The sequence below is a fragment of the Humibacter albus DSM 18994 genome (assembly GCF_000421825.1).
Taxonomy (GTDB): domain Bacteria; phylum Actinomycetota; class Actinomycetes; order Actinomycetales; family Microbacteriaceae; genus Humibacter; species Humibacter albus.
Map to the genome: position 1 here is coordinate 197,551 of NZ_ATXT01000017.1, position 24,355 is coordinate 221,905.

General features: G+C 69.2%; 22 protein-coding genes. 13 read left to right on the forward strand and 9 right to left on the reverse strand.

Translation table 11 applies throughout. The features are described 5' to 3' along the window. The first annotated feature begins 283 nt into the window (after positions 1–283). The 3 genes from guaB1 (at position 284) to H623_RS0114340 (ending at position 3,258) form a co-directional block, all read left to right on the forward strand. Positions 284–1,723: a GMP reductase gene (gene guaB1 / locus H623_RS0114330; RefSeq protein WP_026940382.1), complete on the forward strand. Its 1,440-nt coding sequence runs from the start codon at positions 284–286 to the stop codon at positions 1,721–1,723. Positions 1,724–1,810: 87 nt separating this feature from the next. Further along, on the forward strand, positions 1,811–2,608 hold the full coding sequence (locus H623_RS0114335; protein ID WP_022901617.1) for an SDR family NAD(P)-dependent oxidoreductase: 798 nt from the start codon (positions 1,811–1,813) through the stop codon (positions 2,606–2,608). A gap of 35 nt (positions 2,609–2,643) precedes the next feature. Continuing rightward, on the forward strand, positions 2,644–3,258 hold the full coding sequence (locus H623_RS0114340) for a TetR/AcrR family transcriptional regulator (RefSeq protein WP_022901618.1): 615 nt from the start codon (positions 2,644–2,646) through the stop codon (positions 3,256–3,258). Between the two features lie 31 nt (positions 3,259–3,289). Here H623_RS0114340 and pepN read toward each other — a convergent pair whose 3' ends face one another. Continuing rightward, positions 3,290–5,797 carry an aminopeptidase N gene (gene pepN / locus H623_RS0114345; protein WP_022901619.1) on the reverse strand — a complete coding sequence of 836 codons (2,508 nt, stop codon included), beginning with the start codon at positions 5,795–5,797 and terminating at the stop codon, positions 3,290–3,292. Between the two features lie 236 nt (positions 5,798–6,033). Between pepN and H623_RS20195 the strand changes: the two genes are divergently transcribed. Then, positions 6,034–7,428 (forward strand): hemolysin family protein, encoded by a 1,395-nt coding sequence (locus H623_RS20195; RefSeq protein WP_022901620.1) that lies wholly within the window; start codon positions 6,034–6,036, stop codon positions 7,426–7,428. Beyond that, positions 7,421–8,458: a hemolysin family protein gene (locus H623_RS0114355; RefSeq protein WP_022901621.1), complete on the forward strand. Its 1,038-nt coding sequence runs from the start codon at positions 7,421–7,423 to the stop codon at positions 8,456–8,458. Before H623_RS20195 ends, H623_RS0114355 begins: the two co-directional genes overlap by 8 nt. A gap of 27 nt (positions 8,459–8,485) precedes the next feature. Here H623_RS0114355 and H623_RS0114360 read toward each other — a convergent pair whose 3' ends face one another. After that, complete coding sequence (locus H623_RS0114360; protein ID WP_022901622.1) at positions 8,486–9,562, reverse strand: NADH:flavin oxidoreductase/NADH oxidase; 1,077 nt, start codon at positions 9,560–9,562, stop codon at positions 8,486–8,488. Positions 9,563–9,658: 96 nt separating this feature from the next. Then, positions 9,659–10,273, reverse strand: a complete 615-nt coding sequence (locus tag H623_RS0114365) for an HAD family hydrolase (RefSeq protein ID WP_022901623.1) — start codon at positions 10,271–10,273, stop codon at positions 9,659–9,661. Positions 10,274–10,361: 88 nt separating this feature from the next. Between H623_RS0114365 and H623_RS20200 the strand changes: the two genes are divergently transcribed. The 3 genes from H623_RS20200 to H623_RS0114380 all read left to right on the forward strand — a co-directional run bounded on the left by H623_RS20200 (position 10,362) and on the right by H623_RS0114380 (position 12,996). Next, positions 10,362–11,270: an ADP-dependent NAD(P)H-hydrate dehydratase gene (locus tag H623_RS20200; RefSeq protein WP_022901624.1), complete on the forward strand. Its 909-nt coding sequence runs from the start codon at positions 10,362–10,364 to the stop codon at positions 11,268–11,270. Between the two features lie 104 nt (positions 11,271–11,374). Continuing rightward, on the forward strand, positions 11,375–12,649 hold the full coding sequence (locus H623_RS20205) for a glycosyltransferase 87 family protein (protein ID WP_022901625.1): 1,275 nt from the start codon (positions 11,375–11,377) through the stop codon (positions 12,647–12,649). A gap of 35 nt (positions 12,650–12,684) precedes the next feature. Then, complete coding sequence (locus H623_RS0114380) at positions 12,685–12,996, forward strand: thiamine-binding protein (protein ID WP_022901626.1); 312 nt, start codon at positions 12,685–12,687, stop codon at positions 12,994–12,996. A gap of 21 nt (positions 12,997–13,017) precedes the next feature. On the opposite strand, the gene H623_RS0114385 is transcribed toward H623_RS0114380, so the two are convergent. From H623_RS0114385 to H623_RS20215, 6 genes are all read right to left on the reverse strand, one after another. Further along, the gene (locus tag H623_RS0114385; protein ID WP_022901627.1) at positions 13,018–13,674 is read right to left on the reverse strand and encodes a response regulator; all 657 of its coding nucleotides are present in this window, start codon (positions 13,672–13,674) and stop codon (positions 13,018–13,020) included. Between the two features lie 55 nt (positions 13,675–13,729). Then, a complete protein-coding gene (locus H623_RS20210) occupies positions 13,730–14,878 on the reverse strand; it encodes a hypothetical protein (protein ID WP_022901628.1) in 1,149 nt (382 codons plus the stop codon). Further along, on the reverse strand, positions 14,875–16,041 hold the full coding sequence (locus H623_RS0114395) for a sensor histidine kinase (protein WP_026940384.1): 1,167 nt from the start codon (positions 16,039–16,041) through the stop codon (positions 14,875–14,877). Before H623_RS0114395 ends, H623_RS20210 begins: the two co-directional genes overlap by 4 nt. A gap of 120 nt (positions 16,042–16,161) precedes the next feature. Then, complete coding sequence (metX, locus tag H623_RS0114400) at positions 16,162–17,367, reverse strand: homoserine O-acetyltransferase MetX (RefSeq protein WP_026940385.1); 1,206 nt, start codon at positions 17,365–17,367, stop codon at positions 16,162–16,164. A gap of 209 nt (positions 17,368–17,576) precedes the next feature. Then, the gene (locus H623_RS0114405; RefSeq protein ID WP_022901629.1) at positions 17,577–18,902 is read right to left on the reverse strand and encodes a bifunctional o-acetylhomoserine/o-acetylserine sulfhydrylase; all 1,326 of its coding nucleotides are present in this window, start codon (positions 18,900–18,902) and stop codon (positions 17,577–17,579) included. A gap of 123 nt (positions 18,903–19,025) precedes the next feature. Beyond that, positions 19,026–20,378 (reverse strand): acyltransferase family protein, encoded by a 1,353-nt coding sequence (locus H623_RS20215; RefSeq protein WP_022901630.1) that lies wholly within the window; start codon positions 20,376–20,378, stop codon positions 19,026–19,028. Positions 20,379–20,516: 138 nt separating this feature from the next. Here H623_RS20215 and H623_RS0114415 point away from each other — a divergent pair, with 138 nt between their 5' ends. The 5 genes from H623_RS0114415 (at position 20,517) to H623_RS0114440 (ending at position 24,326) form a co-directional block, all read left to right on the forward strand. Further along, positions 20,517–21,296 carry an SDR family oxidoreductase gene (locus H623_RS0114415; protein WP_022901631.1) on the forward strand — a complete coding sequence of 260 codons (780 nt, stop codon included), beginning with the start codon at positions 20,517–20,519 and terminating at the stop codon, positions 21,294–21,296. Between the two features lie 2 nt (positions 21,297–21,298). After that, positions 21,299–21,994 (forward strand): potassium channel family protein, encoded by a 696-nt coding sequence (locus tag H623_RS20220; RefSeq protein WP_022901632.1) that lies wholly within the window; start codon positions 21,299–21,301, stop codon positions 21,992–21,994. Then, positions 21,991–22,707 (forward strand): Type 1 glutamine amidotransferase-like domain-containing protein, encoded by a 717-nt coding sequence (locus tag H623_RS0114425; protein WP_022901633.1) that lies wholly within the window; start codon positions 21,991–21,993, stop codon positions 22,705–22,707. Before H623_RS20220 ends, H623_RS0114425 begins: the two co-directional genes overlap by 4 nt. 2 nt (positions 22,708–22,709) lie before the next feature. Next, positions 22,710–23,399, forward strand: coding sequence for a uracil-DNA glycosylase (locus H623_RS0114430; RefSeq protein WP_022901634.1), 690 nt, complete (start codon positions 22,710–22,712; stop codon positions 23,397–23,399). A 348-nt stretch (positions 23,400–23,747) separates the two neighbouring features. Beyond that, entirely contained in the window at positions 23,748–24,326 is a 579-nt protein-coding gene (locus H623_RS0114440) for a GNAT family N-acetyltransferase (protein WP_022901635.1), read from the forward strand. The last annotated feature ends 29 nt before the right edge of the window (positions 24,327–24,355 follow it).

Here is a 24,355-nt window from a genome sequence, read left to right on the forward strand (position 1 = left end):
CTGGCACGGAGGCAACTTCCGACGGAGAAGCTGCCGACGAAGGAACGACGGGGGACGGAGCGGCCGACGAAGGAACGACGGGGGACGGAGCGGCCGCGGAGGCGACAACCGGAGAGGGAATGACAGGGGAGGGCATGCCCGGGGATGCGAGACCCAGCGAAGTCGGGTCTGACGCGGTCGCGCTGGTCTCGGGCACGCCAGCAGGATAGCCCTCATGCCCGGGGCATCCGCCGGTCGGCCGCTGCCGGGACCGAATCGCCACGAATGGCTTAGCGTGGGCCTCATGCAGTTCTATGGCACGGCGCCGACGCACGACCTGACGTATTCCGACGTCTTCCTCGTGCCGAGCCGCTCGAACGTCACCAGTCGCCTCGATGTCTCGTTGGACCCCGAGGACGGCACGGGAGCGCGCATCCCGATCGTCTCGGCGAACATGAACTCCGTCACCGGCCCGCGGCTCGCGGCCACTCTCGCCAGGCGCGGAGGACTCGGAGTGCTGCCGCAAGACATGCATCCGCAAGACCTGGAGGCCGCGATCGACTGGGTCAAGGCGCAGCCGGTCGAGTTCGACTCGCCGTTCGTGATGAGTCCCGACGACAGCGTCGCCGATGCCCTCACCGCCGTGCCGCCGCTGGCCGGCCACGGCATCGTGCTGCACGACTCCGACGGCCGTTATGTCGGATGCCTCCCCGCCGGTGACCTCGCCGCCGCACTTGCCGACGCCCGCCTCGGCGAGCTGCCGCACGGTTCGCTGGCGTCGCTCGACGCGGAAGACGTGCCGAACGGCCGCGCCGCCTTCGACCTCCTCGACGCCGCCGGCCTGGACTTCGCCCCGGTGCTCGACCACGGCACCGTCATCGGCACGATCAGCCGCACGAGCGCCCTGCGCTCGACGATCTACCCGCCGGCGCTCGACGCGCACGGGCGGCTGAAGGTCGCGGCGGCGATCGGGATCAACGGCGATGTCGTCTCCCGTGCCCGCGCGCTCGTCTCGGCCGGCGTCGACACGCTCGTGCTCGACACCGCGCACGGCGACCAAGATGCCATGCGGCGCGCGATCCACGCCGTGGCGCGCCTGCACCTGGGTGTGCCGTTGGTCGCGGGCAACGTGGTGACCGAGCAGGCGGTGCGGGACCTCGTCTCGGCGGGGGCGGACATCCTCAAGGTCGGTGTCGGCCCTGGCGCCATGTGCACGACCCGCATGATGACGGCGGTCGGCCGACCACAGTTCTCCGCCGTGCTCGAGACATCGGCGACGGCGCGCGAACTCGGCGCGCACGTGTGGGCGGACGGCGGAGTACGGTACCCGCGCGACGTGGCGCTCGCACTCGCCGCCGGGGGAGCATCCGTGATGATCGGGTCCTGGTTCGCGGGGACCGTCGAGGCGCCGGGACGCCTGCAGACCGACCTCGAGGGGCGGCTGTACAAGGAGAGCTGGGGGATGGCATCCACCAAGGCCGTCGTGCAGCGCTTCGAGCGGTTGGATGCCTACGACCGGGCCCGCAAGCAGCTGTTCGCCGAGGGTATCTCGAGCTCGCGCATCTACCTGGACCCGCTGCGTCCGTCGGTCGAAGATCTGCTCGACATGATCACGACCGGGCTGCGCAGTTCTTTCACCTACGCGGGTGCGCGCACGCTCAAGGAGTTCCACGACCGGGCCCTGGTGGGCATCCAGTCGGCGGCAGGATACGAGGAGGGCAAGGCGCTGCCCGTCAGCTGGTGAGCCGCGAGGCAGTCGGCGGCCAGGCTCGATGAGTGCGTTCACTTTCTGGACTTGCGAGTCCAAAATGCTCCTCGTACTGTCCAATTCATGACCGAACGACTGAACGGCAAAACTGCACTGATCACCGGTTCCACCAGCAATATCGGCCGCGCCATCGCAAGACGGTTCGCCGCAGAGGGGGCGCACGTCGTCGTGTCGGGGCGCGACGCCCGGCGCGGAGCGGCTGTCGTCGCCGACATCCGTGCGGCCGGGGGTCTCGCCGACTTCGTGCGCGCGGACCTCGACGGCAGCGTGTCGGCGAGCCGTGCTCTCGCCGACGCCGCGCTCGAGCGCGCAGGCGGGCGTCTCGACGTCTTGGTGAACAACGCCGGTATCTACCCCGCATCGACGACCGCCACGGTCGACGAGGACATGTTCGACCGCCTCTACGCCGTGAACGTCAAGGCGCCCTTCTTCCTCACCCAGGCGCTCGCACCCAGCATGGCTGCGACGGGCGGCGGTGTGATGGTCAACCTCGGAAGCTGGGTCGCCCGCATGGGCGTGCCTGTCGGCGCCCTGTACGCGTCGACGAAGGGTGCGCTCGAGACGCTGACCAGGGCGTGGTCCGCGGAATTCGCCGCGGTCGGCATCCGGGTCAACGCCGTCTCGCCAGGCGTGATCCGCACGCCGGACCTCGCGGACGACGAGGACGAGCCGGGCGCCGCGATGATGCTCGGCACGCCGGCGGGAGCGGCGGGGCATCCGGATGCCATCGCCTCCGCAGCGCTGTACCTCGCCTCCGACGACGCCGCATTCGTGCACGGCACGGTGCTCGACGTCGACGGTGGCCGCATCGGGGTCGCTGTGGTGGCGGGGGAGCATGCCCGACGGGGAAATGAGGATTAGACCGTACGGTCCAGTCTGGTGTTAGGCTCCGCCGTGTGAAACTGACCGCCAAAGGGCAGGCGACGCGCACGCGCATCCTCGACGCAGCCGCGGAGTACCTGCGCGGCGAGGCCCCCGGCGGTGTCACTCTCGACGAGGTCCTTGCCGCGTCGCGCACGAGCAAGGGGCAGCTCTTCCACTACTTCCCGGGTGGCAAGGAGGAGCTGCTCTTGGCCGTCGCGAGACTCGAGGCCGAGCGCGTGCTCGACGATCAACGCCCTTATCTGGATGCGCTCGACTCGTGGGATTCCTGGGCGAAGTGGCGCGGCGCATTGATCCGCAGGTATCGGGCGCAGGGAACGCAGTGCCCGCTGGCGTCGCTGATGAGTCAGGTCGGCAACGTCGACGGCGCAGCCGAGGTCGCGACGGCACTGCTTCAGAACTGGCAGGCACACGTGAGGCGCGGCATCCAGCGCATGCAAGACAGCGGTCAGGTCTCGCTCGGGATGGACGCCGATCGGATGGCCGCCGCGTTCATCGCCGGCATCCAGGGCGGCGTCACGGTGCTGCGCACGACCGGCAGCACCTCGCACCTCGAGGCGATGCTCGACGTACTGCTCGCGCACCTTCGCGGCGCCCCGACCGAGCCGACCGTGCCCTTCGCGGCCTGAGGGGCCCGCCGCGGCCGTTACCTCCGCGCTGTCATTCGGTTCGCCCACGACCGTTCGCGGCGCGCACGCGCAGGTCGCGGGCCAGGTGATCCCGACGCTCGATCACGAGGCGGCGCAGCGCGGCCGGCGCATCCGGGTTCTCGGCCAGCCAGAGGTCGACGTCGTCGGTCGACTCGGCGCGCGGGAAGAGCCCGATGACGATGCGCTCGGCCAGCTCGATGCTGCGATGCTGCCACACGTCGATCAGCGAGGCGAAGTACTGGTCGTCGTAAGGGGCCGTCAGGTCGCGTCTGCCGCCGGACGCGAACCCGTGAATGGTCGCGTCGAGGTGGTCGTTGCTCAGCGTCGTGTCACCGAAGGCCGAGTGCCACGCCGCCGCCTTGACCTCCGGCTCGGGGCGAGCGGCCAGGGCTCGCAGCAGCGCCGTGCGTCCGGATGCCGTGTCGTCGTTGCCGAGTTCGGCGCGCAGCTCGTCGTCGCTCGCCGAACCCGTCGTCGCGAGCGCCGTCCACCACGACCAGCGCAGGTCCGGATCGAGCGCGAGCCCGTTCGGTGCGGGCGCGGCTCCGAGCAGTATCGAGCGGAGGTCGTCGGCGTGCCCGTCGTCGTACGCCGCGGCGTCCGCGAGCGCGCGCGCCCACGCCAGCTGCGAGTCGCTGCCCGGCATCGCCGCGCTCAGGCCCTCCCACACCGCCTCGAGCCTCGAGCCGCGCTGTTCGACACGAGCATCGCGCGGCACGTAGTGCTCGACGGTGAACTGTGCATGCTCCAGCGCCGAGGCCAGCAGCGCCACGTTCGTCTCGGCCCCGGCGTGGGCGCCCACGATGTTCAGGTAGCGGTCGGCGCGCAACTCGCCGTCGCGCACCGAGTTCCACAGTGACGACCAGACGAGGCCGCGCGCGAGGGCGTCGGGCATCGACGACAGCGATCGTTCCGCCGTGTCGAGCGAGCGGTCGTCGACCCGCACCTTCGCATAGCTCAGGTCGCCGTCGTTCACGAGCACGAGATCCGCTCCGGCGGCGTCCGGCAGCGGAACGGGCGCACCTGCCACGTCGAGTTCTTCGGATCGCGCGCGCACGAGCGAACCGGAGGCATCCGTCTCGTACCGCCCGATCGCCAGCCGGTGCGCACGGCCGTCCGACGGGACGAGCAGGGGCGCATCCTCGGTGCCCTCCACTCGCAATGTCGTCACACCCGTCGTCTGCAGCCACGCCCGAGACCAGGCGCGCAGGTCCCGGCCCGAGGTCGCCTCGAGCGCGGTCAGCAGGTCGTCGAGCGTGGTGTTGCCGAATGCATGCTCGCGGAAGTATCGGCGCGCGCCGGCGAAAAAGGCATCCCGCCCGACGTAGGCGACGAGCTGCTTCAGCACAGCGGCGCCCTTCGCGTACGTGATGCCATCGAAGTTCAGCTTCGCGGCCTCGAGGTCGACGATGTCGGCCACCACCGGATGCGTCGTCGGCAGCTGATCCTGCAGGTACGCCCACGCCTTGCGGCTGTTCGCGAACGAGACCCAGGCATCCGTGAACCTCGTCGCCTCGGCCGTGGCGAGCGAACCCATGTAGTCGGCGAACGACTCCTTGAGCCACAGGTCGTCCCACCACTTCATCGTCACGAGGTCGCCGAACCACATGTGCGCCATCTCGTGCAGGATCGTGGATGCCCGCCTCTCGCGCTGCGCGGCCGTCGCCTTGCCGCGGTACACGTAGCGCTCGGTGAACGTGACGCAGCCCGGGTTCTCCATGGCGCCGAGGTTGTATTCGGGCACGAAAACCTGGTCGTACTTGCCCCACGGATACGGATAGTCGAACTCGCCCGTGAAGAAGTCGAGCCCGGCGCGCGTCACGTCGAGGATCTCGTCGGCGTCCAGGTGCTCGGCGAGCGAGGCTCGGCAGTACACGCCGAGCGGCACCTCGATTCCGTCGCCGTGCCACATTCCGGTCACGTGATGGTACGGGCCGGCGACGATCGCCGTGATGTAGGTGGAGATCGGCAGCGTGGGGCCGAACGTCACGACCTGGGCCGTCTTCGTGCGTTCCGTCGCGAGAGCCTCGCGGTTCGAGAGCACACTCCAGCGACGCGGCGCATGCACGGTGAAGACGAAGGGCGCCTTCATGTCGGGCTGCTCGAAGCAGGCGAAGACGCGACGGGCATCCGCCGGCTCGTACTGCGTGTAGAGGTAGGTCTCGCCATCGACCGGGTCGGTGAAGCGGTGCATGCCCTCGCCCGAGCTGCTGTAGGCGGCGCGTGCCACCACCACGACGGTGTTCGTCGCGATCAGACCGTCCACCTGGATGCGCGCACCATCGTAGTGAACGGGAATCGCGCGCCCGTTCACCCAGACTGCGTCCACTCTCTCGCCGATGAAGTCGAGCCAGGTGGACGGCGTACGGGCGTCGAGCTCGAGCGTGGTGGTCGTCGCGAAGCCGGAGACGTCGGTGTCGGGTGCCTCGGTGAGGTCCAGCTCGACTCGATAGGAGCGGACGGTGACGTTCCGTGCGCGATCGGCGGTCTCGGAACGCGACAGATTGGCGGAGGTCATCACCCCATCGTTTCACGGCGGTTTCCCGCAGAGGCGAGAGTGCGCTCTCCTATAATCGGCAGGACAATGGATGACCCTCCTTCTGCGTGGTCCACGGCCCTTCGGCGCGTTCTGCGGCAACTCATGAGCTCGTCTAGCGCGGGCCCGGATGGTGCGAGCCCCACCCGTGGGGACCCGGTCGGCGCGCGCCGGGTGTCCGCGTCGGTCCGCCGCCGAGACGCTGACATGGTGCTGTCGTGATCGAGTGGATCATGCTCGCCGCCGGCCTCGTGCTGACCGTCGGCACCGGCTTCTTCGTCGCGAGCGAGTTCGCACTGGTCAACCTCGACAGGGCCGACCTCGAGGCGCGGAACGCGCGCGGGGAGACCCGGCTCGGCATGACCATCGCCGCGCTGAAGATCACCTCCACCCATCTCTCCAGCGCGCAACTCGGCATCACGCTGACCACGTTGCTCACCGGTTATCTGATGGAACCCGCGATCTCGGGGCTGATCGCCGGCCCGCTCGCCGCGGTGGGGCTCCCGGATGCCGCGGTACCGCCGATCGGCACGGCGATCGGCATCGTGGTCGCCACGATCGTGTCGATGATCCTCGGCGAACTCGTGCCGAAGGGCTTCGCGCTGGCGCTTCCGCGCGCGACCGCGAAGATCGTGATCCCGTTCCAGACCGTGTTCACCTCCGTCTTCCGGCCGGTGGTGTGGGTGCTGAACGTGAGTGCGAACGGCGTGCTCCGCGCACTCGGGATCGAGCCGAAAGAGGAGCTGTCGGGGGCGCGCAGTGCAGAGGAACTGTCATCCCTCGTGAGGCGCTCGGCCAGCGCCGGAGTGCTCGAGTCCGACACGGCCACGCTGCTCGGCCGCACGTTGCGGTTCTCCGAGCACACGGCATCCGACGTGATGACGCCGCGACCGCGTGTGGCGAGCGTGCGGCGACAAGACCCGGCGACCGACATCCTCACGCTCGCGCGTACCACCGGCTACTCGCGGTTCCCGGTGATCGACGACGACATCGACGACATCGTCGGGGTGGTGCACGTCAAGCAGGCGGTCGCCGTGCCGCTTCAGCGGCGGGCGCTCGTGCCGGCCTCGGCGCTGCAGACGGATGCCGTTCGCGTGCCGGAGACGATGACGCTCGACACCCTGCTGGGCGAGTTGCGCGGGCAGGGCTACCAGATGGCGATCGTCGTCGACGAGTACGGCGGGACGGCCGGGATCGCCACGCTCGAGGACCTCGTGGAGGAGCTCGTCGGCGAGGTGGCCGATGAGCACGATCGCGCCCGTGCCGACATCGTGCGCGGCGTGGGATCCATCACCATCTCGGGGATGCTCCGTCCCGACGAGCTGCAGGACCGCACCGGAATCGAGATTCCGGAGGACGGGCCGTACGAGACGGTCGCCGGTTTCGTGATGAACGAGCTCGACCGGCTCGCGGTCGTCGGTGATGAGGTGCGCGTGGACGGCGGAACGCTGCGGGTGGAGCGCCTGGACGGGCGCCGCGTCGACGCGCTGCGGTTCACGCCCGACGCACCGGAGGGCGTGGGCGCGGTCGAACTCGGCGCCGCACCCGGCAGCGAGAACCGCCCGCGCGGCGCGACCCGACACGAGCGCGAAGGAGGGCCGCAACATGCCTGATTGGGTGGGCATCCTGCTTCTCGTCGTGCTGCTGCTGGGCAACGCGTTCTTCGTCGGGGCGGAGTTCGCGGTCATGTCGGCGAGGCGCTCGCAGATCGAGCCGAAGGCGGAGCACGGCAATCGCTCGGCGCGCACCGCGCTGTGGGCGATGGAGCACGCCACGCTCATGCTCGCCACCACGCAGCTCGGGATCACGGTCTGCTCGCTGCTCATCTTGAACGTGTCCGAGCCGGCCATCCACCACCTGATCGAGGTGCCGCTCGGGCTCACCGGGCTGACGCCCGAGTGGATCGGCGGCATCGCGTTCGTCGTCGCGCTCGTGCTCGTCACCTTTCTGCACGTGGTGTTCGGCGAGATGGTGCCGAAGAACCTCTCGTTCTCGCTCCCTGATCGCGCCGCTCTGCTGCTCGCGCCGCCGCTCGTGGGCATCGCCCGCGTCTTCCGGCCCGTCGTCGTGGCGCTCAACGCCATGGCGAACGGCATCGTTCGACTCTTCGGCGTCACGCCCGTCAACGAGGCGGTCAGCACGTTCACGCTCGACGAGGTCGCCACCATCGTCGACCAGTCGACCCGGGAGGGCATGCTCACCGACCGCACCGGCACGCTCAGCAACGCGTTCGAGTTCTCGGCGAAGAAGGTCGAGGATGTCGGTCTCGCGCTGAACACGCTGGTCTGCCTCCCCGAGACCACCACCCCGTCGCAGATCGAGCGCACCGTCGCCAAACACGGCTTCTCGCGGTACGTCATCGTGGATGCCTCTTCAGCGCCGATCGGCTACATCCACCTGAAAGACGTTCTCGACCTTGAAGCGGACGAATACACACGTCCCATCCCGACCGGACGCATCCGCAAACTGGTGCCGCTGGCGCCGGAGTCCGACATCGAGGACGCGCTCGCCGTGATGCGCCGTTCCGGCGGCCACGTCGGCCGGGTCGTCGGCACAGGCGGCGCAACGCAGGGAGTCGTGTTCCTCGAGGACATCATCGAGGAGCTGGTCGGAGAGGTGCAGGACGCGACGCGGCGGAGGTGAGGCGAAGCGGCGCACTGTTCGCGCGCGTCACCGCCAGCGGGCGCGCAGGTACTGGCCCGGCCAATAGTCGACGTCGACGCCGAGCTCGTGCGCGGCGCGCAGCGGAAAGTGCGGGTCTCGCAGCAGCTCACGGGCGAGGGAGACGGCATCCGCCTGCCCCGATTCCACGATCTCGGATGCCTGCGCCGGCTCCGTGATCAGCCCCACCGCCGAGACGGGCAACCCGGTGAGCTCCTTGATCCGCGCGGCGAACGGCACCTGGTAGCCGGGCGAGAGCGGGATGCTTGCCGGCACGTTGCCGCCGGTGGAGACGTCGAAGAGGTCCGCGCCGGCATCCGCGCACCACTGCGCGACGGTGGCGCAGGCATCCACGTCCCAACCCGTGTCGGCCCACTCGCTGGCGGAGAAGCGCACGAACAGCGGCAGTTCGCCGATCGCCTCGCGCACGGATGCCACGACCCGCAGCAGCAGGCGCGCCCGGTTCTCGAGGCTGCCGCCGTAGGCGTCGGTGCGGTGGTTGCTGGCCGGCGAGAGGAACTCGTGCAGCAGGTAGCCGTGCGCGGCATGCACCTCGACCATGCCGAAGCCGGCCGCGACGGCGCGACGCGCGGCGTCGGCGAACGCGCCCACGATGCGCTCGATGCCGGCCGCGTCCAGTTCCTGCGGCGTCGCCAAGCCGTGATACGGCACGGCCGACGGGGCGAGCGTCGACCAGCCGCCGGCATCCAGCGGGATCGAGCCGTCGCGTCCGTTCTCACCCCAGGGCGACCACGTGGACCCCTTGCGGCCGGCGTGCGCGAGTTGGATGCCGGGCACAGCGCCCTGGCCGGCGATGAAGGCGGCGATCGGAGCCCAGGCATCCGCCTGCTCGTCGTTCCAGATGCCGGTGTCGCGGTCGGAGATGCGGCCCTCGGGCGCGATGGCGGTGGCCTCCGCGATCACGAGCGAGCTGCCGCCGGCGGCGATCGATCCCAGGTGCACCAGATGCCATGAGGTTGGAACGCCGTCGCGCTCCATCACCGAGTACTGGCACATCGGCGCGGTGAAGATGCGGTTGCGCAGCCTCACACCGCGCACGTCGAGGGGATCGAAGAGGTGGTCCACCGAGAGATCCTTTCGGGAGCGATGTGCGTGAGGGGCGCGGGACCGCCGCCGGCGTGGACTGCGCGCCGGCGAGACCCCCATTTTTCGGTGGCGGGCCTATTCCAGCGAAGCCAGGAACGCGCGCAGGTCGTCGGCGCCCGTGAAGACGTGGCCCGTGATCCCGATCGCCTCGGCGCCGGCCACGTTCTCGGCCTTGTTGTCGATGAACACCGCGTGATCGGCATCGATTCCCAGCTCGTCGAGCACGTGCCGGAAGATCGCGGCGTCCGGCTTCACGAGCAGCAGCTCGCCCGAGACGAACACGCTCTCGAACAGCGATCCGATGAGACCCTGCCGGAAATAGCTGCCGAAATCGGCGCCGGCGTTCGACAACAGCGCGAGCCGCGTGCCACCGTCGCGCAGGTCGACCAGCACGTCGATCGTGCCCGTGTCGACGCTGAGCCAGCCGCGGAAGTCGGTGACCCAGAGCAGATGAAGAGTGCCTTCCGACCACTGCGCGCCCGTCTCGGCCTCGATTCGGCGCCAGTAGTCGTGGATGCTCAGCCTGCCCTGATCCAGTACGTCGCGGTGTCGCCAGTACGCAGGCCAGAACGTGTCGGCGTCGACTCCGGCCACGTCGAGCAGCGCTTGTCGATCGGCTTCGCTGGGCGACAGCGAGATGACCTCGCCGTAGTCGAAGATGACCACTCGATCGGGAAGGGAGATCGGCATGCAAGGACCTTTCATCGTGCGCCGCATCGGCCCGTGGCACCGCGGCGCAAGGGGTGGAGTCGGCTCGCAGTCAACCTATCGTGAAGACATGACTGCTCACATTGCGTCCGGGAACGACACGGGAGCCGATGCGGGGTCCGGCGCCGGCGTCGGCCGCCCGTGGACCCTCGCCGACTGCCGCGACTGGATCTTCGTTCCCGGCGCCTCCGACGACAAGTACTCCCGCGGCGTGCTCGGTGTGGTCACCGGTTCCGACGAGTACCCGGGGGCTGCCGTGCTCGGTGTGGAGGCGGCGGCGCGTACCGGGGTGGGCATGGTGCGCTACGTCGGCGACGATGTGCCCGCCGCGCAGGTGCTGCAGCGGCGGCCCGAGACGGTGACCGCATCCGGGCGCGTGCAGGCGTGGCTGCTCGGATCCGGAATGGATGCCGCGCACCGCGACCCGACGAACGCGCACCGCCTGCACGCCGCGCTCTCCGATGGCGTGCCGTGCGTCATCGACGCCGGCGCGCTCGACCTGATCGGCCAGGCGAGCGGCCCGGTCGTGATCACGCCGCACTACCGCGAGCTGGCGCGGGTGCTCGCTGCGGCCGGCGCTTCGCCGTCCGCCGAGTCCATCGCCCAGGATGCCCGGGGCTGGGCGCGCCGCGCCGCCGACGCCACCGGCGTCTCGGTGCTGCTCAAGGGACACGTGACCCACGTGTGCGCCCCGGGCGGCGAGGTGATCGACGTCTCGACGGGGCCTCGTGCGGGCTGGCTCGCCACGGCCGGCAGCGGCGACGTGCTGGGCGGCATCCTCGGTGCGCTCGTGGCGACGCACGCGGCACCGGTTGCGGAGCAGGGGCACGACGCGCTGGCCGCGCTCGCGGCGACCGCCGCGGCGCTGCACGGCGCGGCGGCAGGTGCCGCGAGCGAGCGGAACGGCGGCGGCCCCATCACGGCGCTCGACGTCGCGGACGCGATGCCCGGTGTCGTCGGTGCCGTGCTGTCGAGCTGAGCGGCTGTCGAGCTGAGCGCTGGCGCGCGGAACGGCCCGCGCGGGAGGTCGCGACGGGCGCGCACAGCGGATGCAGAAGCATCCGCTCGATAGCATGAACGACTATGGCGACGGACACCGCGAGCGAGGGCGTTGCCGACACCACCGGAACCTCACGCGGTCGCCTCGCACGCGTGTCGCGCAACCCCTCTGCACTGTGGGGCGGGTTCGTGCTGGTGCACCTGGTGCTCTGGTCGACCGCGCTGCTCGGCGCCGGAATGCCGCTCGGCGATGTCACCATCGTGTACCGGCCCTGGGCGGAGTACGCGCAGCACGGCGAGAGCTTCATGGGCGTGACCACGCCCTGGGTCTACCCGCTGGTCGCGATGGTGCCGATCCTCATCCCGATGCTCGCCGGCGCCGCCCACTACGTGCCGGCGTGGCTGGCCATGGTCACGCTGTTCGACGCCATCGCATTCGCGATCCTGATCGCGCGCGGGCGGCGGCGGGCGCTCGCGGCAGCATGGTGGTGGCTGGCGTTCCTGCTCGTGCTCGGGCCGATCGCCGTCGCCCGGCTGGATGCCGTCTCCAGCGCCATCGTGATCGTCGCGATGGTCTGGCTCGTCGCCCGCCCTCGCGTGGCATCCGTTCTGCTGGCCGTCGCGACCTGGATCAAGGTGTGGCCGGCAGGAGTGATCCTGGCCATCGTCGTCGCGTTCCGCCGCCGCTGGCTCGTCGTCGGATACGGCGCGCTCACCAGCGCCCTGATCGTGATCGTGGCGTTGGCGTTCGGCGGCATGGCGAACGTGTTCAGCTTCATCACCCAGCAGACCGACCGCGGCCTGCAGATCGAGGCGCCGATCACGGCGCCGTGGCTGTGGGCGGCCGCGCTTCACCTGCCGGGCAGCTCGATCTACTACGACACACAACTGCTCACGTTCCAGGCCACCGGCCACGGGATCGATGCGGCCATCGCCGCCATGACGCCCGCTCTCGCGGTGGCGGTCATCGCGATCGTGCTGCTCGGCCTGAGGGCGGTGCTGCGCAAGGCGCCCACCGCCCGGGTTCTGCCCGAACTGATGCTCGCCGTGGTGACCGTGCTGATCGTGTTCAACAAGGTGGGATCGCCGCAGTACATCGACTGGTTCGCCGCCCCTGTCGTGCTCGGCATCCTGATGCAGGGCAGGCGGTTCCTCGTGCCCGCCGTGCTGGTCGGGGTGACGGCGGCGCTGACACAGGCGTTCTATCCGTACCTGTACGTCGAGATCCTCTCGCTGAACGCCTGGATGCTCGCGGTGCTGACCCTGCGCAACCTCATGCTGGTCGTGGTGCTCGGCTGGAGCGTGGCAGCACTGTGGAGGACCGGCAGCAGCGCCCTGCGGGGCCGTGACGCAGACTGAAGACATCCCCGTACCCCTGACGAAAGGAAATCCTCATGCTCGTCGCTTTCTCCGTCGCTCCCAGCGGCGCCGGTCGCGAGGGCGACTCCGTGCACGACGCCGTTGCCGCTGCGGTGCGCATCGTGCGCGAGTCCGGCCTGCCCAACCGCACCGATTCCATGTTCACCACCATTGAGGGCGAGTGGGACGAGGTCTTCGACGTCGTCAGGCGCGCCACCGACGCCGTTGGGCAGTACGGCTCACGGGTCTCTCTGGTGCTGAAGGCCGACATCCGTCCCGGTCACACCGGCGAGATCACCGGCAAGGTCGAACGTCTCGAAGCCGCGATCGAGGCGCCGGAGGACTGACCCCTCCCTCGCGCGAACGGCTCAGTCGTTCTGCAGCAGGATGCCGTCTTGAATGGCGCGCTTGCGCAGCGCCACCTTGGTACCGACGTCCACGCCGGCCACGCGGTACTTCTCGCGGATGCGCTTGAGGTAGCTCTTGGCGGTCTCGTCCGAGATGCCGAGCTTGAACGCCACGGACTTCACGGGCTCGCCGGCGCCGTAGAGTGCCATCACACGGCGTTCCTGGGCGCTCAGCTTGGGGGAGCCGGTCGAACTCTGGCTGAGCGCGACATCCAGCTCCTCGGAGATGAACGAGTCGCCGCGCACCGCCGCACGGATCGCCTCGACGATCATGTCGGCGTTCTCGCTCTTGACGATGTACCCCTGCGCGCCGGCCGCGAGCGCCTCCCGCACCACGTTCGGGTCGGAGTACGCGCTCATCAGCATGGTGGGAACGCCGGCCGCCTTGAGCGCCTGCAGCTTGATGGAGATCGGGATGTTGTCCTTGAGGTCGAGGTCGAGCAGCACGACGTCGACGGGGAACGCCTCGTGCGTGAGCAGCTCGGGCCAGGTGGCCACTGCCGCGACCATCTCGATGTCGTCGGCCGCGCTCCTGATCCATTCGGTGAGCGCGCCGAGCAGCATGCGGTGATCGTCGACGATCGCGACCTTGATGGGCGTCTGCGCTTCTTCGTTCACGTGTCTCTACCTTCTTCCGCGCTCGAGGCTCCACGACCGCGTCGCACGCGCGAACTCATCGGTCCGCCGCTGCGTCGACAAGGCAGTCGACCTCAATCCGCACCATAGCGGAATGTCCGGACTCGACGTACGGCCCGACCCTGCGAATAGCTTGCCATGCCGCGGGATCGACCTGGCGTCGCGGAACGCCGGTGACGCCGATCACGACCTTGAGGCTGTGCACGTGAGGGCCGGCATCCGCCTGCCTCGTGAGGCTGATGCTCAACGAGGTCGCTGCCTTCGGTGCGCTGCCGACCAGCAGCCAGATCGCGGAGAAGAGGCCGTCTCGCTGCCGGGCCGAGAACGAGGCGGCCAGGCCGTCCGGGTCGTTGATGGTCGTCACCGGGTCGAGCACCGCGGACTCCGTCACGGCGTGGTGCAGCCACGTCTGCCTGCGGTCTTCGACCAGGTGCAACCTCAACTGCGTCGCGAGAGAGGATGCCCGTGCCGCGGTCTCCTGATCGAGCGGCAGTCGTTCGCGTCCCGCCGCCACGTCGTCGAGCAGGCGTTCCGCGGCGAAGTCGAGCCGTTCGAGCTCTTCCGAGGCGAGCATTCCGACCGCGTAGTCGCTGCTGGTGGTGCTCTGCGTCTGCGCGATCTCGGAGTGGAACTGCACGATCGAGCGGAACGAGCGCACGAGCGCCACGCCGACGATCGGCGCGGTGCAGGCGAGGAACAGAAAGGCGAGTCGTGGCGCGACGGACGGCACGTTCGTCACCTGCAGGCCCAGCACGACGATGAGCACCAGGGCGAAGACGCCCGTGGCCAGCAGGATGTCGCGGGGTGGCCTGGTGGTCACGGCCGCGAGCAGCAGACCCCCGACCCCGATGCACGTGACCGGCAGCACCGCGGTGGGTCCCGGCGACCAGGCCCCGTACAGATCGAGCGCGGTGATGACCGCGCAGCCGGCCATGAGCGCCACGAACCGGCTCTGCTCGACCGGGACGTCTCGCGCTCCGGGCATGATCCAGATCAGCACGGCGATCACCACGAGAAGGGCGATGGCGGCCAGCCCGGCCCAGAGATGCGGGTAGAAGCGGCTGAAGTAGGCGAACCGCAGGATCGAGGCGGCCACGAGGGCGTCTGCGATGACCATCGTCCCCACGCGCAGGCGGCTCACTCCCGTGTAGACCTGAGAGGCGCGCGCATCCAGTCTGCTGCTCATACCTTCGGCACCTCCAAGACGACGGTGGTGCCGGAGCCCGGAGCGCTGAACAGGCGGGCGTTGCCGCCCACGTCGCGCACGCGCGCCACGATCGACTCGGTGAATCCCAGCCGGCCCGGCGAGACGGCACCCATGTCGAACCCCACGCCGGAGTCCGTCACCATGGCCCGCACCGTGACGTCGTCGTCGGTGATGGTGACGTGGGCCTGGGACTCGCCGGAGTGACGGCGCACGTTCTCAAGGCATTCTGCGAGAGCGAGGAGGAAGGCATCCAAGGTGTCGGCGGGGAGCATCACGTGACCGGTGCCGTGCCAGGCGACGTCGAGTCCCATGCGTTTGAAGCGCTGCTTCACGCTTTCGAGCGTGTTGCCCAGCGTCGACTCCTGCACCTGCCGGAGTGTGTAGTCGCCGGAGGAGGTGGGGTCGGGGGTGTAGCCCATGCGCAGCTGTCGCAGGAGCGCTGCGTCGTCGGCGGCCTGGGCGCGCAGGGCCTGTTCGCCGACGCCGCGACCGGAGTGGGCGAGCAGAGTCAGCGTGGCCAGGACCGTGTCGTGCAGCAGACGGGCGCTCTGCCTGCGGCGCGCCTCGAGCTCGCTCGCCTGCCGCTCGATGCGGTAGGCGTCGCTCATGCCCTCGATGCTCTCGATGGTCTGCGGAACGACCCGCGAGACCCAGACCGAGATCCCGGTCGAGAAGACCCAGGTGCCGCACGTGACGAAGAGCACCGTCACCACGTTTCCGTGCGTGGACGGCACCGCGAGCAGCGAGGCGACCAGCATGGCGACGAAACCGACGGCGAGGATGACGCGTCGGCGGGGATCCGCGCCGAGTAGGAACGCCGTGCTTCCCGACGCCGCCGCGAACATGGCGATCACCGACGTGGGCGCGGATCCGCTCGTCGTACCGCTGAGGCCGACCGCCGCGACTCCGATGACCGACGCCGCCAGCACGACCGCGACCGGCACCGGCGATGGTCGCCGCTGCATGTATGCGCCGGCGGCGATGATCAGAAGGCAGAGCGAGAGCGTGCCGAGGGTCGACTCGAGATCGGGAAGAGTGCCGGGGAGTACCGTGCAGAGAGCCGCGGCGCATCCCGCGAGCACCGCCACCGTGCTGGAAGCCAGACCGAGCATGCGGTCGCGCTCTTCGACGGTACGCGTCATCGATCCTCCGGCTGTGCGGCGCTCGGGCCCCTCGGTCGCGAGCGCACTACAGACAGAATATGGCGTGTCGAGCGCCTGGCCCCTCCGGCCACCGGCGGCGTCGGGACATCGTCGGGCCCTTCAGGACTCGAGCAAGCGAGTCAGCGGAGGACCGATCAGGTCGTCCTCGATGAGGAACGCGTCGTGCCCGAACGGCGAGTGGATGACGAGCGGGTGCGGCCCGTGGATGCTCTGGGCCAGGCCCGCCGCGATGATCCGCTGCCCGTCGACGCTGTACAGACGGTCGCTGTCGATGCCGAGCACGAGCGACGTGGCATTCACCCGGGCGAGGGCGGCGTCGACGCCGCCTCGTCCGCGACCGATGTCGTGCGACGTCATGGCGTTGACGACGGTGATGTAGCTGTTCGCGTCGAAGCGCCGGGTGAACTTGTTCCCGTGGAAGTCGAGGTACGACTCCACGGCGAACCGGCCGCCGGCCCCGAGCGGGCTGATGCCGCTCTGCCAGCTGCGCTGGAACCGCTCGTTGAGTTCGTTCGCGCTGCGGTAGTTCAGCAGCGCCATGCGGCGCGCGAGCGCGAGACCGGCGTGCGGTCCGTCGCCGTCGTCGGCATCGTAGTAGCGGCCGGCGCGGAACAGCGGATCGGTGCGGATCGCTTCGATCTGCAGCGAGTTCAGCGCCACCTGGTCGGCGGTGGAGAACGGCGGCGCGGCGATCACGGCCACTCGCGCCACGCGTTCCGGGTATGCGACAGCCCACTCGAGAGCGTGCATGCCGCCCATCGACCCGCCGATCACGGCGGCCCAGCGGTCTATGCCGAGCACGTCGGCGAACGCCGCCTGCGCATTCACCTGGTCGCGCACTGTGGTGTACGGGAAGCGCGGCCCCCACTCGAACCCGTCGGGAGCGAGAGAGGCGGGACCGGTCGAGCCCTGGCATCCGCCGATCATGTTGGGCGCGACGACGAACCAGCGATCCGTGTCGATCGCGAGTCCGGGACCGATGATGCCGTTCCACCATCCGGACGTCGGATGCCCCGGCTCGGCCTCGCCCACCGCGTGGCTGTCACCGGTGAGAGCGTGCAGCACGAGCACGGCATTGCTGCCGTCGGCATTCAGCGCGCCCCAGGTCTCGTACGCGATGACGACGTTCGACAGCGTGCGGCCGCACTCGAACGCGAGCGAGCCGATCGGCGCGAACGCGCGGCGCCCCGCAGGATCGCCGTCGCGCCACGCCCCGGTGGCGCGGGGCTTGCCGAGCAGCGAGCGGGCCTGCGCGTCGGTGATGAAGCTCGACGGCACCGTGTCTTCTGAGGTCTGCCAGTCCATGGTGAGGTCAATTCTCCCCGGTGCGTCACCGTGATCCGCGCCGTGTTACGCGTTCACCCTCCGGAGCCGACGCCGCGGGCACACGACCGGGCGTACGGGGGCAGCAGAAAGGACCCGGACGATGCCGGGCCCTTTCCTGCGATGCCTGTGACGTGCGACGCCTGTGACGTGCGACGCCTGTGACGTGCGATGCCTGTGACGTGCGATGCTCAGACGGAGACGCTGTCGGACTGCGCGGCGCGCGCTGCGGCGAGTCCGCTCTCCAGGTCGGCCTTCAGGTCGTCGATGTTCTCGATGCCGACCGAGAGGCGCACGAGTCCCGGCGTGACGCCCGCGGTGAGCTGCTCCTCGGGGGAGAGCTGCGAGTGGGTGGTCGACGCCGGATGGATGACCAGCGAGCGCACGTCGCCGATGTTCGCGAGGTGGCTGAACAGCGTGAGGTTGTCGACGAGAGCGCGACCGGCCTCCACGCCGCCCTTCAGCTCGAACGACAGCACCGCTCCGACACCTTTCGGCGCGTACTTGTTGGCCGCGGCGTACCACGGGCTGGTGGGGAGCCCCGCGTAGTTCACCGAGGCGACGTCGGGGTGGCTCTCGAGGAACTCGGCGATCTCCTGCGCGTTCTGCACGTGGCGCTCCACGCGCAGCGAGAGCGTCTCGATGCCCTGGATGAGCAGCCATGCGCTGTTCGGAGCGATCGCCGCGCCGAGGTCGCGCAGCAACTGCACGCGCGCCTTGATGATGTACGCGAGGCCGTCTCCGACCGCTGCCGTGTAGCTGACGCCGTGGTACGACTCGTCAGGCTCGGTGAGACCCGGGAACTTGTCGACGTGCTTCGACCACTCGAAGGTGCCGCCGTCGACGATGATGCCGCCGATGGTGGTGCCGTGGCCGCCCAGGAACTTCGTCGCGGAGTGCACGACCACGTCGGCGCCGTGCTCGAAGGGGCGCACCAGGTACGGCGTCGCGATCGTGTTGTCGACGATGAACGGAACGTTTGCACCGTGCGCGATGCCGGCGATCGTCTCGATGTCGAGGATGTTGACCTTCGGGTTGCCGACCGTCTCGGCGAAGAGCAGCTTCGTGTTCGGGCGGATGGCGCGACGCCACTCGTCGGGGTCGTCCTGGTTCTCGACGAACGTCGTCTCGATGCCGAGCTTGTGCAGCGTGTACTTGAACAGGTTGTACGTGCCGCCGTAGATCGAGCTCGACGAGACGATGTGGTCGCCGGCCTGCGCGATGTTCAGCACGGCGAGTGTCGACGCGGACTGACCGCTGGCCAGCAGAAGCGCGCCGGTGCCGCCTTCGAGGGCGGCGACGCGCTCCTCGACGACCGCCTGCGTCGGGTTCTGGATGCGCGTGTAGATGTTGCCGAACTCGGCCAGGGCGAACAGGTTCTTCGCGTGGTCGGAGCTGTTGAACACATAGGACGTGGTCTGGTAGATCGGCGTCGCCCTGGCGTTGGTCGCCGGGTCGGGTGCCGCGCCGGCGTGCACCTGTTTCGTTTCGAACTGCCACTGGGCGGAGTCGGTCATGGGTCTCTCCGATCGGTTGTGCTTCTGATGTCTCGAGGGCCGGCGCATCATCGCGCTGGCGGTCCACTCAGGGTAGGCGGGGGCATCCGTTCGCTCAAAACCCGCGAAACACGACGTAACCCGTCATTTCACGCTTTCTGGATGCCCCGGCTCGCGGCCCACGGGAGGCTCGCTCTCGGCGAGTGGCCCGCCCGGTGCGGCCTTCGCGTCCCTCGCCGGTGGCTCGCTCATGGGTGGCTCGCTCACAGCCGCCCCGCTCTCCTCTGGCACGCTCTCCGCTGGCGTGCTCTCCGCCGGTCCGCTCCCCGATAGCGCGCTTTCCGCCGGTCCGCTCCCCGCTGGCGCGCTCTCCGCAGGCACGAGCAGCGTTCCCTCGGGTACGGGCACGTCGGGAACGGTGGCCGGCGGGACCTCCTTGAGCGCCTGTCTGCGGAACAGCCACGGATAGTCCGGCTCGATGACCCAGTGGAACGCCTTCTTGATGAACGGCTGCGACAGGAACACCGAGATCGCGATGGCGAGCACGATCACCCCCGCCAGGACCCACGGCGACGTCTGGTGGGCGAGCACACCGGATTCGCGCAACGGGTAGAGGAAGAAACTGTGCAGCAGGTAGATGTACAGGGTGGCAGCGCCCCATGCCGTGAAGACGACACGTCGCCGCGGCACGAGCGTGAGGAACGCGAGTGTCAGGGTCGCGCCGAGCGCGATCATGCCCAGGCGCACGGCGCCCGCCCACCACTGGTCGTAGCCGAACGAGTCGTACTGCTCGTCGTAGAGCAGGAACCGGCGGATCAGCAGCTCGCGCCAGGTGCCGATCCCGGCGCCGAGCACGACGAGCACGAGCGTGAACAGCGCAATGGAACCCGCGCGCCAGCGCCACACCACGGCGGACCGCAACCGGAACCAGCGCTTGGTGAAGTCCCAGTGCCGCAGCTTCCAGCCGAAGACGAAGAACGGCAGCAGGCCCGCCGTGCGCGAGAGCGCAAGCGTGCTGCCGACGCTGTCGAGATAGCCGGCGGCCACGGAGATGAGCAGCGCGAAGAGGAGCGGGTAGCGCAGCATCACGAGGTAGGGCAGCGATGCGCGCCAGATGCCGAGCGCGATCAGGAACCAGAGCGTCCAGCTCGCCGTCGTGTAGTCGAGGCTCAGCTTGCCGGTCACCGCCCAGTTGATCAGGCTCCACACCGTTTCGAACACGATGTAGGGGAACACGATGTCGGTGAAGAGACGCTTCAGACCCCGGTACCCGGGAGGCTGCGCCTTCGCGAAATATCCGGCCACCGTGACGAACACGGGCACGTGGAACAGGTAGATGAAGAGGTAGAGCGTGTACGCGCTGTCGGAATCCGCGATCAGCTTCGTGATCGCGTGGCCGATCACCACCAGGGTGATGGCCAGCCAGCGGGCGTTGTCCCATCCGGCGACCCGGGCCTTACGGGGCGTCGTCGTCGTGATGCGTTCGGCGATCGTCATCCGATACAGGGTAGGCGTCCCGCGTTTCGCGCGCCGCTCCTTGACGAAGCGGGGCCGGGGTGAGAACGACGCGACGCGCACGGGCGCGCGAATGCGAACTATCGACGCGAAGACGCGACGGCCAGCAGAATGGAGGGCATGGCATCCAAACGAGCGGTGGTGACGGGAGCGAGCACAGGCATCGGCGAGGCGACGGTGGCGCTGTTGCGCGAACACGGCTGGGAGGTGGTCGCCGTCGCCAGGCGCGCCGACCGGCTCCGAGCCCTGGCGGACCGCACCGGCGCCGAAGCCTTCGCCGCCGACATCACGCAACAGTCCGAGGTGGACGCGCTTCGCGACCATCTGGCCGCGACCGGCGGTGTGCAGGCGCTGGTCAACAATGCGGGCGGCGCTCGCGGCCTCGACTCGGTGGAGAAGTCGTCGATCGACGACTGGCGCTGGATGTACGAGGTCAACGTTCTCGGCACGAAGCGCATGATCGCCGCGTTGCTGCCCCTGCTGCGGGAGAACGCGGATGCCGTGGGCCACGCAGACATCCTCAACGTCACCTCGATCGCCGGTCACGCCGTGTACGTCGGCGGCTCCGGCTACAACGCGGCGAAGTTCGCCCAGCACGCGCTCACGGAGGTTTTGCGGCTGGAGCTCAACGGCGAGCCGATCCGAGTCATCGAGGTGGCGCCGGGCATGGTGCAGACGCAGGAGTTCTCGCTCTCACGATTCAATGGCGACCGAGACCGCGCCGACGCCGTTTACGCCGACGTACCGGAGCCGCTGACCGCCGACGACATCGCGTACACCATCGTCGACGCGCTCGAGCGCCCGCGGCACATCGATCTGGATCTCGTCGTGGTCAAGCCCGTCGCGCAGGCGGCGTCGCATCGCATGCACCACGGCGAGCTCCGCGTCGCGCGGGACTGACCGTGCCCGCGACTGCGACCGCAGACCGTCTTGCCGCTCGTGAACACGCGGTCGCGCAGTGGGAGCGGATCAGCACGTGGCCGTTCTTGGTGCTGTCCGTGGCGTTCATCGTGATCTACAGCATCCGGTGCCTCGACGCCGAGATGGCGCGTCGGGACCCGATCGAGGTCAAGGGCGTTCTGATGGCGATCTGGGTGATCTTCATCGTCGACTACGTCGCCCGTCTCGCGCTCTCGACCGACCGGCGTCGTTTCGTGAGGCACAACATCCCCGATCTGCTGGCCGCGCTGGTGCCGGTCTTCCGCCCGTTCCGAGCGATCACAGCCCTGCAGCGCGTCAAGTTCTTTCGCGCGCGCACTGGTGCGGCGGTGCGGGCTCGTCTCGTCTCGTACTCCGTCGCTTTCGTCGTGCTGTGGGTTTACACCATCTCGGTCACCGTCGTCGCAGCGGAGCGCGGAGCGCACGGCGCCACCATTCGGAGCCTGGGCGACGCGCTGTACTGGTCAGCGGTGACGATCTCGACGGTAGGTTACGGCGACATGGTGCCCGTGACGACGACGGGGCGGGTGCTGGCGGTTCTGCTCATGCTGAGCGGTATCGTCATCGTCGGTGTGACGACGGCGACGGTGGTCTCCTACATCTCCGACGCTGCGCGCCACCGCAGCACGGGCCCCCATGACGAGGAAGGCGAGCGATGAGCGTGCATCTGGTCGGAGGCGGCCACCGGGAAGGCACCGAGCGCGAGGTCTACGGGCCGTTCGTCGGCGAGGCTATCACGAAGGCCGGCGACGAGCCGGCCGTGATCGCCGTGCTCACGGTGTGCGAGGGTGCGGATCCGCACCACGGAGAGGAGCTCTCCCGCGCGGTGCTGGCCGCAGCGGCCGGGCGGCCGGTGGACGTCGCGGCGACCGTGGTCGACCACGGAGAGAGCGTTCCGGCCTCCGCGATCGAAGGGGCGCACGGCATCCTCGTCGGGGGAGGCCTGACCCCCGCGTATCTGGCGGCGCTCGCACCGCTGGCTCCGCAGCTTCGCGCGGCGGTCGAGTCGGGCATCCCGTACCTCGGCTTTTCGGCGGGTGCCGCCATCGCGCCCGATCGCGCGCTCGTCGGGGGGTGGCGCATCGACGGCGTGGAGATCGGCCAGGAGCAGGCTGGCGAAGACCTCGACGAACTGACGATCCAGGAGGGCCTGGGGCTCATCGACGTGACGGTCGACGTGCACGCGGTGCAGTGGGGGAACCTGAGCCGCGCGATCGCCGCCGTCGACTCGGGCGCCGTCGGCGAGGTGATCGCACTCGACGAGTCGACCTTGCTCATGGTGGGCACGGGCCCGCTGCGCACCGCGGGAGCGGGCAGCGTGTGGGCGGTCACCAAGGACGAGCGGGGCGTTCTCGTGCGGAGCATGCGCTAGTCGTGGCGAAGACTCTCGCGCAACTGGCCGAAGACGGGTCGATGGATGCCGGCTGGGCAGCGGCCCTCGAGCCGGTCGCCTCGGATATCGCCGCCATGGGGGATTGGTTGCGCAAGGAGGTCGCCTCGGGGCGGCGGTACCTGCCGGCCGGGGCGAACGTGCTCCGCGCGTTCCGGTACCCGCTCGCCGACGTTCGCGTGCTGATCGTGGGGCAGGACCCGTATCCGACGCCGGGGCATCCGATCGGCCTGTCGTTCGCGGTGGAGCGCGACGTTCGACCGATTCCGCGGAGCCTGCAGAACATCTACCGTGAGCTGCGCAGCGACACGGGCATCGAGCCGCCGCCGCACGGCGACCTCACGGCGTGGAGCGAGCACGGGGTGATGCTGCTCAATCGGGTGCTCACGGTGCGGCCGGGAGCTGCGGCCTCGCATCGCGGCGTGGGCTGGGAGCGTGTGACCGAGCACGCGATCCGCGCCCTGGTTGCCCGTGATGCTCCCCTGGTGGCGATTCTCTGGGGGAGGGATGCCGCGAATCTGCGCCCGCTGCTCGGCTCGACTCCGGTGATCACCTCGCCGCACCCCAGCCCGCTGTCGGCCAACGGCGGCTTCTTCGGATCCAAACCGTTCAGTCGCGCCAACGAGCTTCTCGTGCGGCAGGGCGCTCAGCCGGTCGACTGGCGCCTGAGCTGACGCCCTGTCTCGCGCTCTCTCCACCCGGTCCCTGTCGCGCGCTGTCTCCACCCGGCCCGTGTCGGCCACTGTCTCCACCCGGCCCGTGTCGGCCACTGCCTCCACCCGGCCCGTGTCGGTCGGCGGCGGCAGCGAAAACAGCAGAGATCGCGCTCTCGCACCGAAAACAGCACGATAGCTGCTGTTTTCGACGAGAACTGTTGTTTTCGCGGCAGCTGCCGTCGGCGAAGACAGTCACCGGCGAAGACAGTCACCGGCGAAGACAGTCACCGGCGAAGACAGCCGACGGGCGAAGACAGGCGCCGCCGGCGAAACAGACACGCAACATGACGCGGTTAGCCTGGTGCGATGCTGCAGGAGGAATACGAGAAGCGTCGAGTGCTGCCGCGGCACCTTCGCAAGCCCGAAGCGCCCGAGACGCCGTTCTCGTACGAGATCCGGGACGCCGTCGCTGCCGATCTCCCGCACATCCGCGAGATCTACAACTACTACGTCACGAACAGCACGGTGACGTTCGATGAAGACACCATGTCGCTGGCGCAGTGGAAGTCGAAGTACGACTACCTGCGCAAGATCGGCATGCCGTTTCTGGTCGCATCCTCGCCAAGCAGCCAGATCCTCGGCTACGCGCTGGTGAGCCCGTGGAAGCAGAAGAAGGCATACCGGTTCACGGTGGAGAACTCGATCTACCTGGGGCAGGCATCCACCGGCAAGGGCCTCGGCACGGCGCTGATGAGGGCGCTGCTCGACGCCTCGAAGCAGGCGGGCCTGAAAGAGATGATCGCGGTCATCGCCGATCGGGGCGCGGATGCCTCGATCGCCATGCACACCCGCTTCGGTTTCACCGAGATCGGCCGCATGGGACACGTCGGCTTCAAGTTCGGCCGGTGGCTCGGCACGATCTTGATGCAGAAGAGCCTGAAGTGATCCGTTGATCCGTTGATCCAGAGACCCGG

Bases quoted from the DNA above. Each gene is read 5' to 3' on its own strand.
- H623_RS0114355 (WP_022901621.1), top strand. From the start codon at position 7,421: ATGCCTGATTGGGTGGGCATCCTGCTTCTCGTCGTGCTGCTGCTGGGC.
- H623_RS0114365 (WP_022901623.1), bottom strand. From the start codon at position 10,273: ATGCCGATCTCCCTTCCCGATCGAGTGGTCATCTTCGACTACGGCGAG.
- H623_RS0114405 (WP_022901629.1), bottom strand. From the start codon at position 18,902: ATGACCGACTCCGCCCAGTGGCAGTTCGAAACGAAACAGGTGCACGCC.
- H623_RS0114380 (WP_022901626.1), top strand. From the start codon at position 12,685: ATGCTCGTCGCTTTCTCCGTCGCTCCCAGCGGCGCCGGTCGCGAGGGC.
- H623_RS0114415 (WP_022901631.1), top strand. From the start codon at position 20,517: ATGGCATCCAAACGAGCGGTGGTGACGGGAGCGAGCACAGGCATCGGC.
- pepN (WP_022901619.1), bottom strand. From the start codon at position 5,797: ATGACCTCCGCCAATCTGTCGCGTTCCGAGACCGCCGATCGCGCACGG.
- H623_RS0114335 (WP_022901617.1), top strand. From the start codon at position 1,811: ATGACCGAACGACTGAACGGCAAAACTGCACTGATCACCGGTTCCACC.
- metX (WP_026940385.1), bottom strand. From the start codon at position 17,367: ATGGACTGGCAGACCTCAGAAGACACGGTGCCGTCGAGCTTCATCACC.
- H623_RS20205 (WP_022901625.1), top strand. From the start codon at position 11,375: ATGGCGACGGACACCGCGAGCGAGGGCGTTGCCGACACCACCGGAACC.
- H623_RS0114440 (WP_022901635.1), top strand. From the start codon at position 23,748: ATGCTGCAGGAGGAATACGAGAAGCGTCGAGTGCTGCCGCGGCACCTT.
- H623_RS20200 (WP_022901624.1), top strand. From the start codon at position 10,362: ATGACTGCTCACATTGCGTCCGGGAACGACACGGGAGCCGATGCGGGG.
- H623_RS20210 (WP_022901628.1), bottom strand. From the start codon at position 14,878: ATGAGCAGCAGACTGGATGCGCGCGCCTCTCAGGTCTACACGGGAGTG.
- guaB1 (WP_026940382.1), top strand. From the start codon at position 284: ATGCAGTTCTATGGCACGGCGCCGACGCACGACCTGACGTATTCCGAC.
- H623_RS0114425 (WP_022901633.1), top strand. From the start codon at position 21,991: ATGAGCGTGCATCTGGTCGGAGGCGGCCACCGGGAAGGCACCGAGCGC.
- H623_RS20215 (WP_022901630.1), bottom strand. From the start codon at position 20,378: ATGACGATCGCCGAACGCATCACGACGACGACGCCCCGTAAGGCCCGG.
- H623_RS0114395 (WP_026940384.1), bottom strand. From the start codon at position 16,041: ATGACGCGTACCGTCGAAGAGCGCGACCGCATGCTCGGTCTGGCTTCC.